This window comes from Enterococcus sp. DIV0240d (assembly GCF_051711245.1).
Lineage (GTDB): Bacteria > Bacillota > Bacilli > Lactobacillales > Enterococcaceae > Enterococcus_D > Enterococcus_D casseliflavus.
Map to the genome: position 1 here is coordinate 1,470,989 of NZ_JBIOMG010000001.1, position 18,900 is coordinate 1,489,888.

6 protein-coding genes are annotated in these 18,900 nt (G+C 45.0%); 3 read left to right on the forward strand and 3 right to left on the reverse strand.

From position 1 onward, the window contains the following. The first annotated feature begins 624 nt into the window (after positions 1-624). Entirely contained in the window at positions 625-4,227 is a 3,603-nt protein-coding gene (locus IGJ25_RS06950) for a MucBP domain-containing protein (protein WP_438779207.1), read from the forward strand. 78 nt (positions 4,228-4,305) lie between these two features. On the opposite strand, the gene IGJ25_RS06955 is transcribed toward IGJ25_RS06950, so the two are convergent. Continuing rightward, entirely contained in the window at positions 4,306-4,980 is a 675-nt protein-coding gene (locus tag IGJ25_RS06955) for a CPBP family intramembrane glutamic endopeptidase (protein WP_438779208.1), read from the reverse strand. 233 nt (positions 4,981-5,213) lie between these two features. Between IGJ25_RS06955 and IGJ25_RS06960 the strand changes: the two genes are divergently transcribed. Next, positions 5,214-6,776, forward strand: coding sequence for a polysaccharide deacetylase family protein (locus tag IGJ25_RS06960; protein WP_375847836.1), 1,563 nt, complete (start codon positions 5,214-5,216; stop codon positions 6,774-6,776). 72 nt (positions 6,777-6,848) lie between these two features. Here the strand turns inward: IGJ25_RS06960 and IGJ25_RS06965 are convergent, their stop codons facing one another. Together IGJ25_RS06965 and IGJ25_RS06970 are read right to left on the reverse strand one after the other, a co-directional pair. Next, positions 6,849-7,733, reverse strand: a complete 885-nt coding sequence (locus IGJ25_RS06965) for a helix-turn-helix domain-containing protein (protein ID WP_438779209.1) — start codon at positions 7,731-7,733, stop codon at positions 6,849-6,851. 216 nt (positions 7,734-7,949) lie between these two features. After that, on the reverse strand, positions 7,950-9,545 hold the full coding sequence (locus IGJ25_RS06970) for a hypothetical protein (protein WP_438779210.1): 1,596 nt from the start codon (positions 9,543-9,545) through the stop codon (positions 7,950-7,952). A 1,082-nt stretch (positions 9,546-10,627) separates the two neighbouring features. On the opposite strand from IGJ25_RS06970, the gene IGJ25_RS06975 reads away from it, so the two are divergent. Further along, positions 10,628-18,874 (forward strand): Ig-like domain-containing protein, encoded by an 8,247-nt coding sequence (locus tag IGJ25_RS06975; RefSeq protein ID WP_438779211.1) that lies wholly within the window; start codon positions 10,628-10,630, stop codon positions 18,872-18,874. Positions 18,875-18,900 lie beyond the last annotated feature (26 nt).

Here is an 18,900-nt window from a genome sequence, read left to right on the forward strand (position 1 = left end):
TCTGACATATCCTATCATAAAGCGGTTCAAAGAAACAATTGTAAAGCTCGATTTAACGAAAAAATGCACAAGTTCTTTTCTTTATTCTTAAAAGATTAAATTTAAATGAGATTATGTTGGGTATTCCTAAAAAATTTCCTGAAAATGCTCGATTTTTTTCAGTGAATCCTTCACCTGTAATAGGTAACAATTGTCATATATGAACTGATAAATGTTCAAAGATAGCACATATTGAGAGTAGAAGATAGACTTGCTCGAATCATTCAAAAAAAGAATGCCACGATTAAGTAAAAAATAATTTGCTTTTTTTGAAAATGAAATCATTGATAAAACAAGGATGAAAAGAAGATTTGCGCTGATTTGCACTGGATTTTCTTGAAGGTAAGGGTGCTTGAATTATAAAATTCTGAAGAGGTGATGCAATGCGATGACAAGTGAATTAAGTATACATACGCTCAATGGTATTTCATGTGTCCGCATAAAAAAAATTGATAGGAGTATATGATACGCTAAATAAAAAGTGTTTTTAAATTAAAAATTAATAAATTATAATGATTTTCAGGCGTAAAAATAGGTTGGGTAAAAAAGTTTTAATTTTGAAAAAGAAGGTTAAGGTGAAAGTTTGTGAAAAAGAAGTTTAAATCTATTCTATCTTTAGTAATCTTATTAAGTGCTGCGGTGGTAACGCCAGCATTTCAGGTAGTGGCGGAAAGCCAAGTGTTTTCAGAATCTCAGCAGGGGGATCAGGAAGAAGTGAATACTGTGCAATCTGATGATACGAATGCTTTTGCGGATGCTGGACAAGCTACCTCTCAAGTAGAAAATACTACGATGACAACAACGACCTCATCGAGTGTGGATGTTAAGAACGAGCAAACACAAGCAAGTAGTGACAGTAAAGAAGCCACCAGCGGATCAGAAAATAAAGAAGAACCTGCTGCAAGCCCTGTAAATAATGTCCCTTCTTCTGTTGATCCGTCTTCTGCAAGAGCTGCCAATGCGCAACTGACGGTTCAAGTTTTAGATAGTAATTCAAACCAGCCAATCCAAGGCGCCTATTTCACATTGACCTCCTCGACATCTGGTGAAGTGACGTTGTTAGTCACGGACAGTTCAGGAAAGGTAACGATTCAGGTTCCTTCAGGAGGCTATTTTATTAAGCAAGTGGGTACAACGAATCAAAGATTAAACTACGCATTTACATCGATTGGAAATTCTATCAATTTGCAAGCAGGAGAAACCAAAACATTGGCACTTTATGAGCGTCAAATTGTAGGCGAGTATGCTTTTGGAGATAGCCCCGATACGATTCATATTCCTGTAAACAGTAACTTCGATTTCTCAACACAGGCATTAGGGATCGAGGCGTTTAAGTTAAATTTTAGCGGCAACATAGAAAAAAGTATTTCTGACTCACAGTTCTTTCCGTACTACACAAATGTTGATCCGAGCAAACCGGGGACTTACGTAGCAATTTTTATGGCTAGACAAGCCTCTTATAGTGTATATACGACACATATAGTCAATGTCATTGTTGATCCGGAGCATGTGGGAGAGGTAACTGTCAGATATCTTGATACTCAAGGGCAAGAAATCCATGAAACGAAGACTTTATCTGGTACCATTGGTGCTTCATATGATGCTAGTACGGATGAGTATAAGTTATCAATTGACGGTTACACCCTAGACGAAAGCCAATTACCAGAAAACAGTAAAGGCGTATTTAGTGAAACAGCACAAACCATCACCTACATTTACACAAAAAATCCTGTACCAGCAGCGGATGTCACGATTGAGTATGTAGATTTAGAAGGAAAAGAAATACACTCCTCTCAAACGATTAGCGGGAATGTGGATGACTCTTTCGACGTTAGCACAGATCAATATAAACTATCGATCGATGGCTATACACTAGACGAAAGCCAATTGCCAGAAAATAGTAAAGGTGTATTTGGCGAAACGGCGCAAACCGTCACCTATATCTACACAGAAAATCCGATACCAGCAGCGGATGTCACGATTGAGTATGTAGATTTAGAAGGAAAAGAAATACACTCCTCTCAAACGATTAGCGGTAATGTAGGCGACTCTTTCGATGTAAGCACAGATCAATATAAACTATCGATCGATGGCTATACACTAGACGAAAGCCAATTACCAGAAAACAGCAAGGGTGTGTTTGGAGAAACCGCGCAAACCATCACTTACAGCTATACAAAAAATCCGATAACCGCAGCGGATATAACGGTTGATTACGTAGATACAGAAGGCAACGAAATTCACGCTTCACAAACGATAAGCGGTAATGTGGGCGACTCTTACGATGCTAGCACAGAACAATACCAACTAAAAATCGAAGGCTACACTTTAGACGAAAGCCAATTACCAGAAAATCTTAAAGGTGTGTTTAGCGAATCAGCGCAAACCGTCACTTATATCTACACAAAAAATCCTGTACCAGCAGCTGATGTCACGATTGAGTATGTAGATTTAGAAGGCAACGAAATCCACGCTAGCCAAACGATAAGCGGTAATGTGGGCGACTCTTACGATGCTAGCACAGAACAATACCAACTAAAAATCGAAGGCTACACTTTAGACGAAAGCCAATTGCCAGAAAATAGTAAAGGTGTATTTGGCGAAATGGCACAAACCGTCACCTATATCTACACAAAAAATCAGATAGCAGCAGCGGATGTCACAGTGGAGTACGTGGATACAGAAAGCAACGAAATTCACCCTTCACAAACGATCAGTGGAAACCTAGGCGAGTCTTACGATGCTAGTACAGAAAAATATCAACTAACAATCGATGACTATACTTTAGATAAAAGCCAATTACCAGAAAATAGTAAAGGTGTGTTTAGCAAAACAGCGCAAATAGTCACCTACATTTATACGAAAAATCCCGTACCAGCAGCGGATGTCACGATTGAGTATGTAGATTTAGAAGACAACGAAATCCACGCTAGCCAAACGATTAGCGGGAATGTGGGTGACTCTTTCGATGCAAGCACAGATCAATATAAACTATCGATCGATAGCTATACACTAGACGAAAGTCAATTGCCAAAAAACAGTAAAGGTGTGTTTAGTGAAACAGCACAAACCGTCACCTATGTGTATACAAAGAATCCGATACCAGCAGCGGATGTCACAGTGGAGTACGTGGATACAGAAGGCAACGAAATTCACGCTTCACAAACGATCAGTGGAAACGTAGGCGAGTCTTATGATGCAAGCACAGATCAATACCAACTAAAAATCCATGGCTATACACTAGACGAAAGCCAATTACCAGAAAATAGTAAAGGTGTATTTAGCGAAATAGCACAAACAGTCACCTACATCTACACGAAAAATCCGATACCAGCAGCTGATGTAAAAGTGGAGTACGTAGATACAGAAGGTAACGAAATTCACGCTTCTCAAACGATTAGCGGGAATGTAGGCGAATCTTACGATGCTAGCACAGAACAATACCAACTAAAAATCGACGGTTACACCATAGATAAAAGCCAATTACCAGAAAATAGTAAAGGTGTATTTAGTGAAACAGCACAAACCATCACTTACATCTATACAAAAAATCCGATACCAGTAGCTGATATAACAGTAAAATACGTTGATACAGAAGGAAAAGAAATACACTCCTCTCAAACGATCAGTGGAAAAGTAGGCGAATCTTACGATGCTAGCACAGAACAATACCAACTAAAAATCGACGGTTACACCATAGATAAAAGCCAATTACCAGAAAATAGTAAAGGTGTATTTAGCGAAACAGCACAAACAATCACCTACATCTACAAAGAAAATCCGATAACAGCAGTGGAAATAACGGTCGAATACGTAGATACAGAAGGCAAAGAAATTCACCCTTCACAAACGATCAGTGGAAACGTGGGCGAGTCTTACGATGCCAGCACAAAAAAATATCAGCTAACAATCGAAGGCTACATAGTAGACGAAAGTCGGCTGCCGCAAAATGCCAAAGGTACATTCGGTAAGGAAGAGGCAACTGTGACGTATGTTTATACAAAAGAAAACGCAGCAACCGTCATTATTTCTGATAAAAAAGAACCAACGGCGACTGTTACTTCGAAAAAAAACGCTTCTGCACAAAGATTGCCGCAAACCGATGAGCAGGGGACGTTGTTCCCGTTTGTAGTTGGTTTGTTCTTTATCGCCACGGCAAGCTGGCTTTATTTCAGAAAGCGAAAATAGTGATTAAGTAAGCCCTTGGGGAAAGGCGTTACTAACTATCAAAAAGGACAGCTAGGCTTCAGCTGTCCTTTTTGTTGCTTATTTACCTAAAAATGAAATGAATCCCAGGGAATCATAAAGAAAATGGCAGATCCAGCTGATCCATACGCTATTGGATTTTTTCCAAACGTAGTTGAGTGCCAATCTGGCAGGCATCAAGGTGATCAATAATTGGGCTGGATGAAAGCCGTACGCTGGGATGTGCCATAAAGCGAATAGCACACTGCAAATGATGGATGACCAGGCAAATGAAAGGCCTCTTTTCTGCAACGCCAACAAGAGGTTGGTGCTAAGCAATTCTTCTCCCATCAGCATAAAGGGGACTTGCAAAAAGACCATTTGGACAGTGATGGTTTCGCTGATCGAGTTGGTTGTTGGTTGTCCAAAAATAGCGGCATAAATAAAGGAAAAGAACACGCCAGTCAAAATGACGAAAGGGACACCCCACAATAAAACGGTGAAACGAAAATGTTTGAACTGCTCCAAAAAGGTCGTTCGTAAGAGAAAATACCCTGCACTAAATGCGAAGACCAGATTCCAGATGGTACCGACGATCGATAACACGGAATCGTTTAGTGGGGGATAAGGAAATAATTGATAGGTTAACCCTATGATTAAGGTAAGAACGAATAAATAAACTGCTGATTTGTGTTTCATTTTGAACACATCCTTCATAATAATTGGCACATGCTGAATTATAAACAGAAAAAACATTTAAGTACAAAAAGATATCTCTCATTATTTTTAAACAAAAAGAAAAAGCAGTGAACACGATATCATACTTGGCAGAATTGGTTTTCTTAAAAGCAGAATAAAGAATTTCTAAGAACAATTCTCAAAATTTGTGAAAAAAAGAAAAGTTTATAAGAATCTCTGTAACAGTGTTGAAATATTATTACGCTTATGTTACATTTTGTTTACATTATTATGTTTGAGGGAGAATGTTTATGAAGAAATCAAGCAATGATTCAAATAATTCACAACATAGAGAAGCGACTTCTGAAAAACAAGCACCTACTTCAAGGGTCGAATCACATCAAAAGCAAACAACGGGAACGACAAGACGCACGCCAACCGCCAATCGTCAAGTTTCTAAAAAGAAGCCAACCCATCGCAAATCTCTCTTTTCATTGATGACGCTGCTGACAATCATCATTATCGCCACTGGGGGCTATATCGCTTTTACTTTGAAGCAGCAAGAAGCATTGGCACGAGAAAAATATGAAGCTGCCGCACAAAAGCTATTAGCATTGATCCAAGAAGAGCAGGCCAAAGAGGGAATTCCCGCAAAACTTGAAACATTGTCTGATGGGGACAAAAAAGAATTGATTTTCCGACCAAAAGAAGAAAGTGCCATCCCGGTAAAGGATGCAAGTAAGAAATTATCGACCATGGCGAACAAGCTATGCAAAAAACACGCCGACAAAGAGACCGTTACGATCGCCCGGATTCAAGCACAAGCAGTTGCATCAAAAGTTTCAACCTATTCCTTAAAAGCGGACAGCTATGTTTGGAATCGGGAGACTGGGCGGTTTGAAGATGCGGATAGCGTGGTTGCCGATCCAATTTTTATTTCCGAGAAAACCGGCAATGAATTATCCTTGAAAGACTTGGTTCCAGATGAAGGCAGCTTGTTAGGGGTCCAGCAAGTGATTCAACAAAAGCTTTTGGATCAAGCCAAAGAACCGACTAAAATCATTGATGCCGTCTTGGGGATGGACCGAATCACCTATGATTCAAAGTTTACTTATGATCCTGAAAAAATAACGCTCCAGTTGCCGCAAAATCAAACAGGCGTATCCGAGATCACTTTGGCTTACAAAGAGATTGCGCCCTTTATTGATCCAGAGCTGGTCAATGCGGATCAATTGAAAGAGCAACAAGCGATGTTAGACGAAAACAAAAAATATGTTGCGTTGACTTTTGATGATGGACCAAATGATACTTCGACATTGGATCTCTTAAAAATCTTCAAAGACAATGATGTGAAGGCAACGTTCTTTGAATTAGGCCAAATGGTGGATCGATATCCTGAAGTCGCGAAAAAAGTCCATGAGGAAGGGCATGAAATTGCCAGTCACTCCTATTCACATCCCCAATTAAATACGTTGTCGCCAGAGGAGGTCAAAGCGGAAATAACCAAAACGGACGAAGCCATCTATCAGGCGACAGGGGTCTTGCCTAAAAATTTGCGCCCGCCATATGGAGCGATCGATCAACAAAGCGCCCAAGCGGCAGGAAAATCGATCATTCAATGGAGTGTTGATACCGAGGATTGGAAGCTGAAAGATCCAAACAAGATTTTGAAGGTCGTCCAAAACAATGTTTACGATGGATCGATTATTTTGCTACATGATATTCATCCGAAATCTGTTCAAGCCGTGCCGGGCATCATCAAAGCACTCAAAGCGCAAGGCTATGAATTTGTGACGGTCGATCAATTGCTCAATGGCAGCCAAAAACCAATGTATCAATACTTTGGTGCAACAGATGAACGCAGTGTTAGCTAATAGCTGAAAAAGGAAGTGATAGCAATTATCACTTCCTTTTTTTATTAAACGAACGCTGCAGTTGCCGCTTTATCACTCGGAGGAGGCAAATGCTCGGAGGTAGTCATCATCCAGCAGTAAAGCAAAATCATCGGCAAGGGCACCTTGATCCAATTCTCGCATGATAGCTAGCATCTTTGTGGTAATCCTTTTGCCTGCTTTTTTGTCACCGGTTCTTAAGAGCAACACGCCTTGGAAAAACTTGCAGACGGCTTGGTGGAAAAATTCTTTGTAGTCTGTCGCCAAAAGTTTTAATTGGACGACGAGAACTTCCGTCGCATCGTATTGCTGGTGTTTTAGCGTATATTCGATCAAATTGATCAGTAGTGCGCAATAGATTTCCCGACCTTTTTCCATATCGATGTAGTATTCGAGCATCTTGGATACTTTTTTGAAAAAGAGGAAATTATGGTCGTTGTCCAAAAGATCGATGGTGTTGCCAAAGAGTTGGATTTCTTGTAACGTCCAGCTCTCAACATCAATGAGATAGGAGATAATCGTTTGACGATCACATTCCAAAACCGCACGTTTCCGATAGACGCCATGCTCTGCCAAGCATTGCAGCATGCGAATCCGTGAGCGAACCTCTGCGATGCGGGCCTTGTTCAATCGGCTAGAGGTTTGCTGCAGCTCCTGTAATAGAATTTGTAACTGGTTGATATCGTGCTTGTTTGAATATTGTGTGTACCGATGGTTGTAGCTGTTTTGCTCATCCAGCCGATAGCCATTTGCGATATAGAGAAATTCATCGATATCCATTGATAGATTTTCTAAGATTTGCAACAGTAGGTTGGCAGCAATCTGATGCTTGCCTTTTTCAAATTCGATGGCATAGGATTTTGAAATAATCGTGCCATAGACTTCTTTTTGGGTGAAGCCTTTTTTCAATCGGATTTGTCTGATCGTTTCGCCATACATAAGAAAGCCTCCGCTCTCATTGAATTAATGAAATCATGTATCCCCATTATAGTAAAACAAGCCCGGTGTAGGAATTAAAAAGGTCTTATATTTCAGACCTCTTCTGATTTCATGAGAAAACAGTTGGCAATTTTTGTGATGATTGTTGGTTAGACAGATACAAAAATAAACTAAGCCAATTTAAAAACGTGAGAACGCTGGGTTCTCACGTTTTTTTTATTTCTCATGGCGACCTTTCTTTCGAAAGAAAAGTAGTCCAGCAATTCCAATGACCATTATCCCAACAGCTTGCATCAAAAAGGATAAAAGTCTATTTTCGCCTGTTTTTGGTAAATAGCTATTGTCAGCTGCAGTGTATGAATTGATCTGTTGCTTATGATTTAGTCGGTTATTTTCGCGCTCTTCAGTATTGTCAAAGTTTTTCTTAGATGGTTCTTTAGGTTTTTGTTGAACAAGTTTTTTTCTAATCGATTTGACTCTAGAAAGAGTGTTGCTTTTCTGTTGTCTATGAATGCCGTTATCCAAATTTTTCGTTTTCATTGCTTTAGATGACGGAAGGGCTGCAATCTGTTCTTTTCCGTTAGGGTGAACAATCGTCAATGCTTTAGGTTCAGCATTGACAGGAATTCCAGGTTGCGGGAATTCCGTTTGGTTTAAAGATGTCGGTATCTTTCTAGGTACAGCCATCGGAGTTTTCGTCGGAACCAGAAATTCCTGATTCTGGTTGATCGCAGTTGGTGTAGCGCCAGGTACTGCATAAGGTATTTGATTCGGCACCAAGGAATCAAAGGTTACTAAAGGAGTCGGACTTTTCTCAGGTACAGCTATCGGAGTTTTCGTCGGAACCAGAAATTCCTGATTCTGGTTGATCGCAGTTGGTGTAGCGCCAGGTACTGCATAAGGTATTTGATTCGGCACCAAGGAATCAAAGGTTACTAAAGGAGTCGGACTTTTCTCAGGTACGGCTATCGGAGTTTTTGTCGGTACAAGAAATTCCTGCTTCTGGTTAATCAAAGTTGGCGTAGCACCAGGTACAGCATAAGGCACTTTATTCGGCACCAAAGAATCAGTGATTACTAAAGGAACGGGAATTTTCTCAGGTACAGCAATTGGAGTTTTCGTCGGAACCAGAAATTCCTGCTTCTGGTTAATCAAATTTGGCGTAGCGCCAGGTACAGCATAAGGTATTTTATTCGGCACTAAGGAATCAAAGGTTACTAAAGGAGCAGGAATTTTCTCAGGTACGGCTATCGGAGCTTTTGTCGGGACAGAATCGTCTTTCTTTTTTATTGAAGATACCGCTGGTTCATCAGGTACAGCATAGGGAGCGCTCGTAGGTACTACCTCTTGCTCTACTTTTCCTGAGGGTTTTGGAACAGCAGGAGGTACGGCTTGTGGTGTTCTTCTGGGTTCTTCAGTCGATCCTTGTTGCTCTGGTTTGTCAGGTTTCATTTCTGGAACGGCGAATGGTTCTTTTGAAAGGGGAACTGTTTGCTCATTTTGTTTTTTCAGCGCTGGTATCTGCTGTGGTTGACATACTGGTTGTTTTTGTGAAGGAACTTGCATAGTCGGATGAGGATCGGGCTCCTGTGTAGGTTTACTTAATTGCTCGTTTGCAATCAGTTGCTCCGCATATTCCTTGGGAACGACTTTGCCTTCGTCATACCAATAATCACCATCTTTTAATAAGACGTGATGAGTGATTGGATCGGTCAAAAATGATGCGCTTTTTTCCTGTGCGAAGCAGGTTTCAACAGTGAAGGTTCCTAAAATTGCGGTGGTCATTAAACTTGTTACGATTTCTTTTTTCATAATCTTCTCCTTTACATTTCTTTCTCAGACAAAACTAAGACAAATCAATACAAGAATCATTACTAACCAATCCATCTTCTCATGCTCCTTATGTGGTATTAGAAGAAGACGATTGGGCAGCAGCGTTTCCTTCTTACCAGCAAGTATAAACAAAAAGAAGCGAATGAATGTTTACGTCCAAAATATAAGACCAAATAGCTGCTGAAGAATTTCGTTGAAAGAAAAAAGTAAATGGCGATTGAAGAAATTTCATTTCATGATTGCGCACGCTCGATTTTAATAGGGGATTTTCATTCCTTTTTTCACAGAACGTTCTGGGAGCTTTTCGAGCCCTTTTTTTCGTCGGTAAGAGTTATTTTAGATAATATCGTGAAAAACGTCTGAATTATTTTTGTTTTTTTTATTTTCGTAGGTAAAAAACGGGGTTGAAAACAAGAAAAAAACATCATCGTTTTTCTCTCCTGTTGCGTATAAAGAGACAAATGTAATCGTATTCATTATGTTGATTAATTATGAATTGTAAGGTGCTTTTTTGATAAAAAATGTTAGCATTTTATCGTTATGCATCTGTTTATAAGATAAATATAAATAATCTGCGCTTGTTTATAAAATAAATGTTTTATGTTTTGTAACGTTAATTTCAGTGTTTTTTTAATTATTTATCGTGTATATAATTTGTTGGAAAGAAATAAATTTGCTAGAATTTTGGTACACAGTGCGTTTGTTTAGTTATTTAATTTCTAAGTTTCACAAGTACGTTCTAAAATGCTGTGAAACGATTTGAACAAAAATCACTGGGTTTTTCAGAAAGCATGCGAAAAAATCTTCGCTTTGCGATCGGTAACTTTTGTTTTCTCTCTATGCCTTTGGGTGTTGGGTTGAAATAGATTTTCATCTGGTTTAAAAGGGGGCAGGAATCATTCCAGAGATCATCAGTTTTATCTTTTGTCGGTTAAATTTTTTCGAACAGGAGGAGAATGAATGAAAGGCATTAATTACAAAAAGCTCATGGATTCAAAGAAAAACACACGCTTCGAACAAAGAAAAACATTATTACGAATTTAACTGTCAGTGGGATGTTGTTGACGAGTACGGTGGTCGTGCCAGCAAGTTTGTTATGGGCACCAACGACGGTTGAAGCTGCTTTGGTTTCAGCTGAACTTTTCTCAGATATCACAGCGTCTAATAACTCAGGCACGAGTGCGTCTGCACCTTATACAACGCCTGGGGCAACGAACCAAGTCAATTTCTCGATTTCTGGATCAAATGCAGTAACGGTTGATGTCTTGAATGGGGATAAAGTCGCAGTTGTTGGGGTTCCTCAAGGGCTTACTGGTTTGGTTCAACCGGCAGGAAATGCATCAATTTCGACCAATGTGACACTACAACTGGGGAATTTCCCAGCCTTGCAAACATTGATCGGGACAGTCACACCAGCAGTCAATACCTTGATCAGCACGGTGGACGGAATCGTCAATCAAAATTTAGCTGACGCATTGGATATTCCTCCGACTGGAGTAGGAGGGTTACCTAACCCAATTTACACTATAGCCTCAGGAGTTGGAGTTAGTGAAATAATCTCCGTCAACTTAGCTGAAATTACGACCCAGTTAGACTTATTAAATCAACTTGGACAATTTGGCCAAGCGAATTTTGAAGTTCCAGCTGGACTAACCGAAAACGAACGTGCCCTGATCGCCAATGTGGATGAGGGTTTATTTATCGTTGTCAATCAGCGCATCAATCAAATTCTTGATAATTTACAAGCAGCACAGATTCAAGTCAGTATTCTAGATGGTGCCAGCGGCATCCCAGGAATTGGTACCTTGATCAGCGGGATCAATACACTGGTTCAAACGACGGTCAATACCGCCAAAGCGACTTTAAATGGCACGGTTGAAACTGCTCAAAATGTCTTAAATGCTACGACCGATCTAGCAGATCAGGTCGCTTCTGCTTCTGTTTTAGGTCAAACAAACGTGGTGATTCCAACGAATGTTACCAGTCCGACCTATGCGCAATTGGTTGAAAATGGTGTGGCGAATCCTTCCACTCCTTACGAAGCTCGCTTCGAAGCAACGATGTCTCAGCTTGACCTCATCACCATTGATTTATTTACGGATGCTGACGGCAATAACTCGATTTGGTTTGCACCAGATACACCAGAAGATCAAACCGATACACCAACGATCAATCCATTGACAGCAGGGGAAACGACGATCAGCGGAACAGCTGAGCCAGGTGCAGCCATCACATTGGCGATCAACGGCGGTGCACCTATTACCACAACCGCAGATGGTGACGGCAATTGGACGACCGATGTCCCTGAATTGGTAGAAGGTGATACAGTCACAGCAGTAGCGGAAGCGGATGGGGAATCAGCGAGTGAACCTGCAACGGCAACGGTAGCAGCACCAGTGGTCAATGCCCCAACGGCTTCGATTACAGGAAACAGCACCGATGGGTATCCTGTGACGGGGACAGCCGCAGCAAATGCAGCCGTTGAAATCACCAATGCCGAGGGTGAAGTCGTTGGCACTGGGACGGCAAATGAGAACGGCAACTACATTATCACGTTGAACCCAGCAGATGTAGCAGAAAATGAAAACTTGAATGTTGCTGCAATCGTTACTGCTGGCGGTCAAACTTATCGCAGTGGCAATACGCCAATCGTCGTTCCAGCAGACGATGCCGAGCAACAAACGGGAACACCAACGATCCAACCAGTGACTGCCGGGGATACAAGCGTCAGCGGAACGGCTGAGCCTGGTGCCTCGATTACTGTGACCGTCAACGGTGCAGATCCGATCGTGACGGAAGCCGATGAAGAAGGCAATTGGCGTGTTGATGTGGACGAAGTGTCAGAGGGCGATACGGTTTCAGCTGTCGCCGAACTAGAAGGACAAACACCAAGTCAGCCAGCAAGTACCACCGTGTCCGCCTTGACGGTCAATGCCCCAACGGCTTCGATCACAGGAAATAGTCAAGAGGGCTATCCAGTGACTGGAACAGCTGCACCAAATGCGGCCATTGAGATCACCAATGCGGATGGCGAAATTGTCGGAACAGGTACTGCCAATGAGAATGGCGTTTATACGGTGACGTTAGATCCAGCAGATGTTGCCGCGGAAGAAACCTTGAATGTGACGGCGGTTGTGACCGCTGGCGGCGAAACCTATCGAAGCAACCCGACACCTGTTGTGGTGCCTGCAGATATCCTGCAGACGGAAACACCAACGATCGATCCAGTCAGTGCTGGAGATACAACTGTTAGTGGGACAGTCGAACCGGGGGCAACGGTAACGATCACGCTTCCTGAAGGCGACCCAATCACGGCTGAAGCCGATGATGAAGGCAACTGGGAAGCAACGGTTCCTGAATTGTCAGAAGGCGATTCCGTGACGGTCGTAGCTGAGTCTGAAGGCAAAGTTCCAAGTGCCCCAATCACCGTGAGTGTAAGCGGTTTGACTGTGGCGGCGCCAACAGCTACGATCACTGGAAATAGCACAGATGGGTATCCAGTAACGGGAACAGCGACTGCCAATGCAGCGATTGAAATTTTGAATGAAGCAGGCGATGTCGTTGGTAGTGGAACAGCCGATGACGATGGCAACTTCACGATCACCCTTGATCCTCAAGAGGTGGCAGCTGGCGACAACTTGCGGGTGGAAGCGATCGTGACGGCTGGTGGTGAAGACTATCGCAGTACAGGCACACCGCTTGTAGTTCCTGCAGATGATGTAGAAAACTTGACTGAAACACCAACGATCAACCCAGTAACAGCTAGGGATACGACCGTTAGCGGAACGGCTGAACCAGGGGCAACAGTGACGATCACGCTGCCTGAAGGCGATCCGATCACGGCAGAAGCCGATGACGAAGGCAACTGGGAAGCGACGGTTCCTGAATTATCAGAAGGCGATACGGTAACAGTCGTTGCCGAAGCCGAAGGCAAAGATCCAAGTGCACCGATTACCGTGACCGTTGATGGTGTGGCTGTCAGTGCACCGAGCGCTTCCATCACAGGCAATAGCACGGATGGCTATCCAGTCAGCGGAACAACGACACCGAATGCGGCAATTGAGATTTTGAATGAAGCAGGCGATGTTGTTGGTAGCACGACGGCGGATGACACGGGTGCTTATACCGTGACCTTAGATCCAGCCGATGTGGCGCCAGAAGAAGCCTTGCAGGTGGTGGCAGTTGTGACAGCAGGCGGTCAAGACTACCGCAGTAATGCCACACCAATCACCGTACCAGCAGATATTGAACAAACAGGGACACCAACGATCGATCCGGTCACAGCAGGTGATACCACGATTAGCGGAACGGCGGAACCTGGTTCGACGGTTACTGTGACGATCACCGATCAAGAACCAGTAACGGCTGAAACGGATGACGAAGGAAACTGGCTTGCAGAAGTGCCGGCAGTCTCTGGTGGCGATACAGTTACGGTCGTTGCCGAAGCCGAAGGCAAAGAGCCAAGCGCGCCAATCAGCGTTGGAGTCGCAGGAGTGACCGTAGCAGCACCAACAGCGATCATCAGCGGCAATAGTACCGATGGCTATCCAATCACGGGGACTGCTCCAGCGAATGCAGCGATCGAAGTGCTGAATGAAGCAGGCGATGTGATTGGTACTGGCACAGCCGATGGGGATGGAAACTATACGGTAACCATCGCACCAGCCGATGCAGCACCAGAAGAAACCTTGTCTGTCGTTGCGATCGTAACAGCTGGCGGGGATGAGTACCGCAGTCCTGCCACACCAGTGACGGTCCCAGCAGATGAGCTTGAACAAACAGAATTACCAACCATCGACCCAATCAATGCAGGGGACACGACGATCAGTGGGACTGCCGAACCAGGCGCTACGGTGACGGTAACGATCCCAGATGAAGAACCGGTGACTGGTGAAGCCGATGACGAGGGCAACTGGACGGTTGAAGTTCCTGAAGTTTCTGAAGGAGAAACCGTCACAGTGGTCGCACAAGCACCAGACAAAGACCCAAGTGCACCAATCAGTGTTGGGGTCAATGGGTTGACGATTGCTACACCAACCGCGACGATCAGTGGCAATAGTACCGATGGGTACCCAGTAACGGGAACGGCACCAGCCAATGCAGCCATCGAAATCTTGAATGCCGATGACGAGGTCGTAGGTACTGGCACCGCCAATGACGAAGGCCAATACACGATCACGTTAACGAGTGATGATGCGTCTCCAGCTGAAACCTTACGGGTGGTGGCGGTAGTCACAGCCGGTGGTCAAGATTACCGCAGTGCGGCTGCCCCAATCACAGTACCATTGGATCAAACCGCAGTCCCAACCATTGAAACAGTGACAGCCGGCGACACCACGATCAGCGGAACGGCTGAACCTGGTGCGACAGTCTCGGTAACGATTGATGACGCAGAGCCAGTCACTGCCGAAGCAAATGATGAAGGCAATTGGACGGCAACGGTGCCCGAGGTTTCTCAAGGAGAAATAGTTTCCGTGGTAGCGACCCTCGATGGGGAAACGCCAAGTGACGCAGCAACGGTCGTCGTAAATCCACTTAGTGTCGCGACACCGACAGCAGCGATCAGCGGCAATAGTACCGATGGGTATCCAGTTACAGGAACGGCAACGCCGAATGCAGCGATTGAGATCTTAAATGCAGCCGATGAGGTTGTCGGCAGTGGCGAAGCAAATGAGGAAGGGACCTACAGCATCACCTTGAGTAGCGACGATGTTGATCCTTCAGAACCACTTCAGGTGGTGGCAGTGGTAACCGCTGGCGGCGATGAATACCGCAGTGCGCCGCTTTCCATCGTGGTACCAGCAGACCAAACGACTGCACCAACGATCAATCCAGTGCAAGCCGGTGATACATCCGTCGGAGGAACGGCCGAACCTGGTTCAACGGTGACGGTGGAGATCCCTGGAGAAGATCCAGTGATTGCCGAAACGGATGAGGAAGGCAATTGGACAGTCACCGTACCAGAGCTTTCAGAAGGCGACATGGTCACAGTGGTTGCGGAAGCTGAAGGCAAAGACCCAAGTGAACCAATCAGTGTCGGTGTCGGTGCCTTGAACGTGGCAGCACCAACGGCAACGATCACTGGCAACAGTACTGACGGCTATCCAGTTACAGGGACAGCACCAGCCAACGCAGCGATTGAGATCTTAAATGATGCGGGTGAAGTGGTGGGCAGTGGCACTGCCAATGTAGACGGTGAGTATACGATCACCTTGACAGATGGTGTGTCTCCAGCAGAAACCTTGCGAGTGGTGGCAGTGGTAACAGCTGGCGGACAAGAATACCGCAGTCCAGCAACTACTATCGTGGTGCCAGAAGATAACGCAGAAGACCAAACAGCAGCACCAACTGTCGCACCCGTGGTTGCTGGGGCGACAACTGTTAGCGGAACGGCTGAACCAGGAGCAGAGGTAACCGTTGAACTGCCAAGCGGTGATACTGTTACTGCAACAGCGAATGACGAAGGTGAGTGGACGGCAACTGTGCCGACGGTTTCTCTAAATGATGTTTTGACAGTTACTGCCTTGGCAGACGGCAAAACAGAAAGTTTACCAGTAACGGTGACGGTGCAAGGGTTGATCGTGGCAGCACCAACGGCAACGATTTCTGGCAATAGTGAAGATGGTTATCCTGTAACTGGTACAGCACCAGCCAATGCAGCGATCGAGATTTTGAACGCAGCCAATGAAGTCGTAGGAACAGGCACTGCTGATGGAGATGGCAACTATACAGTGGCCTTAACTGCTGAAGCTGTCGATCCAGAAGAAACCTTGAACGTCGTTGCCATCGTTACAGCTGGTGGGAAAGAGTATCGCAGTAATCCAACAGCGGTCATCGTACCAGCAGATACGGTAGTGGATCAGACAGCAGCACCAACGATTGATCCAATCACGGCGGGGGATACCAGCATCAGCGGAACGGCTGAACCAGGTTCAACCGTGACGATCACCATACCAGATGCGGAACCAATCATGGCTGAAACGGATGACGAAGGCAATTGGACGGCAGAAGTACCAGAAGTTTCTGAAGGCGATGCAGTCACTGTTGTGGCACAATCACCTGACAAAGAGCCAAGCGCTCCAGTCACAGTTGGTGTGGGTGCGTTGACGGTAACTGCTCCTAGTGCAACTATCACAGGCAATAGCACGGACGGCTATCCAGTAACTGGAACGGCACCAGCCAATGCCACCGTACAAATCTTGAATAGCGATGGACAAATCGTCGGTTCAGGAACCGCTGACGCGGAAGGGAACTACAGTATCACTCTTGAACCAACAACTGTTGCACCAGCGGAAAGCTTAACCGTCGTTGCAGTTCTGACAGCTGGCGGCAAAGGATACCGCAGTAATGCGACACCGATCGTGGTACCTTTGGATCAAGAAGAGCAACAAACTGCAACACCAACGATCGATCCAGTCAAAGCTGGCGATACGACGATCAGCGGGACTGCCGAACCAGGTTCAACGGTGACGGTAACAATTGGTGAAAATGAACCGATCACGACCGAAACGGACGAAGAGGGCAATTGGACAGTCGAAGTACCTGAAGTTGCGGAGGGTGATACCGTCACTGTTGTGGCACAATCACCTGAAAAAGATCCTAGTGCACCAATTACAGTGAGTGTGGATGGCATCACGGTTTCAGCACCGACCGCGTCCATCACTGGCAATCCAGAGGATGGTTACCCAGTGACGGGGATGGCAGCACCAAATGCGGCGATTGAAATCTTGAATGAAGCAGGAGACGTCGTTGGATCAGGCAATACCGATGAAAATGGTAACTACACGATCACGCTCTCTGGTGAAGCAGTGTCTCCTGAAGAATCACTGAACGTCGTTGCGATCATCACAGCCGGTGGCAAAGACTATCGGAGTAATGCGACACCAATCGTCGTGCCCGTTGAGAATACGATCGATCAAACCGCTACACCAATCATCGAACCAGTCACAGCTGGTGACACGACTATCACTGGTACTGCTGTACCGGGAGCGATGGTCACCGTGACGGTAACGGGCGAAGAAGCGGTTGAAACCGAAGCAGATGAAGCAGGAAATTGGTCAGTGGACGTTGCCGAAGTTTCTCGAGATGAAATCGTAACAGCAGTGGCGCAAAGCGAAGGAGAAACCGCCAGTGAACCAGCAACGACCGTTGTTAATGGCATCACGGTCAACGCACCTTCAGCATCCATTACTGGGAATTCCCAAGAAGGCTATCCAGTAACCGGGAACGGTCCTGCCAATGCAGCGATTGAAATTTTGAATGAAGCGGGGGATGTCGTAGGAACAGGCACTACCGATGAAAATGGTGACTATACGATCACATTGACTAGCGAGGATGTCGCACCAGAAGAAAACCTATCGGTTGTGGCGATCGTCACTGCTGGTGGGGATGACTATCGCAGTAATGCGACGCCAATCGTCGTACCTGTCGATGATGAAATCATCAAGACAGATACACCAACCATTGACCCAGTCACGGCTGGTGATACAACGATCAGCGGAACGAGTGAGCCAGGTGCTACGATCACCGTTACCATCAGCGATCCGTTAACAAGCAGATTCCTGACCATCTTCGCGGCTGAAGGACCAATCACAACGATCGCCGATCAAAATGGTGACTGGCGTGTTGAGCTATCCGCGGAAGCAACGGAAGGTGAAACCGTTACGGTTCTTGCTTTAGCAGATGGCGAAACCCTAAGTGATCCGACGACGACCGTAGTCGATGCTTTGACGGTTGATGCACCGGTTGCTACGATCACTGGCAATCCTACCGATGGCTATCCAGTCTTCGGGAATGGACCAGCCAATGCGACGATCGAAATCTTGAATGAAGCGGGTGACGTTGTCGGAACTGGAACGACCAATGGAGATGGTGCGTTTAGCATCACATTAGATCCAGAGGATGTTTCACCTGAAGAAACCCTTAACGTTGTTGCGATCGTTACAGCAGGTGGCAGAGAATACCGCAGTGCCGCAACACCAATCGTGGTACCAACGGGTGACAATGGCACGGATGGTTCAGATGGTACTGACGGCACGGACGGCAGCGATGGAACGGATGGCACCAATGGTTCAGATGGTACGAATGGTACCGACGGAAGCAACGGCGCTTGGGGCAACTGGGGCAATTGGGGAAACAATAACTGGAACAGCAACAATCAAAACCAAAGCTGGTGGGGAAGTAAATTCTTACCGAAAACGGGATCAGAAGGAACTTGGTATGCTTCAGTAATCGGAGCAGCAGTCTTTGTTGTCGGAGGAATTGGCTTGTTCTTCAAAGCAAGAAAGAAAAAAGACCAGCAAAAATAGCATGATTTTACCAGCGGAGTGGACAG

Bases quoted from the DNA above. Each gene is read 5' to 3' on its own strand.
- IGJ25_RS06955 (WP_438779208.1), bottom strand. From the start codon at position 4,980: ATGTTTTTTCTGTTTATAATTCAGCATGTGCCAATTATTATGAAGGAT.
- IGJ25_RS06970 (WP_438779210.1), bottom strand. From the start codon at position 9,545: ATGAAAAAAGAAATCGTAACAAGTTTAATGACCACCGCAATTTTAGGA.
- IGJ25_RS06965 (WP_438779209.1), bottom strand. From the start codon at position 7,733: ATGTATGGCGAAACGATCAGACAAATCCGATTGAAAAAAGGCTTCACC.
- IGJ25_RS06960 (WP_375847836.1), top strand. From the start codon at position 5,214: ATGAAGAAATCAAGCAATGATTCAAATAATTCACAACATAGAGAAGCG.